The organism is Phytoactinopolyspora endophytica, assembly GCF_004138495.1.
GTDB classification, from domain to species: Bacteria; Actinomycetota; Actinomycetes; order Jiangellales; family Jiangellaceae; genus Phytoactinopolyspora; species Phytoactinopolyspora endophytica.
Genome location: NZ_ML142885.1, coordinates 9,962 through 10,343, shown reverse-complemented (window position 1 = coordinate 10,343; position 382 = coordinate 9,962). Strand labels below are relative to the sequence as shown.

The 382-nt window shown below is 52.4% G+C and carries 1 protein-coding gene; it reads right to left on the bottom strand.

Annotation, left to right across the window (positions count from 1 at the left end; translation table 11 throughout):
• Positions 1–47: 47 nt before the first annotated feature.
• Positions 48–382 (bottom strand): hypothetical protein (locus ELR45_RS40120; protein WP_205857806.1); only part of this gene is annotated, 335 nt, incomplete at its 5' end.

Here is a 382-nt window from a genome sequence, read left to right as displayed (position 1 = left end):
CCCGCCGCAACACGGCGAACGTGCAGAATATCGTAATAAAACCGATATCACGGTCTTGTTGCTACCAGCCTGCACACGAGCGCTCGCGGATCGCCCATCTCATCTTTGGCTATTTCCGAGTTCAAAGACGCGATGTTCGCATCAAGTTTCATCTTGGCGCGCCTCGCAGTGTGCGCCCTCATGCCGTACCCTCCAAAGACATTCAACATAAGCCAACAAGTAAGCAACAACTGTGAAATAAGAAGACACGAGAAGACAGCAAGACCCCACCACCGCAGTGAACCCAGCGTGACAGACAAGACCGAGATGTCTATAAACAAGACCACCAGAACAAAAAGTCCCGCGTGGAGCCACAGCTCAATTCGCACACCTGTAGCCACCA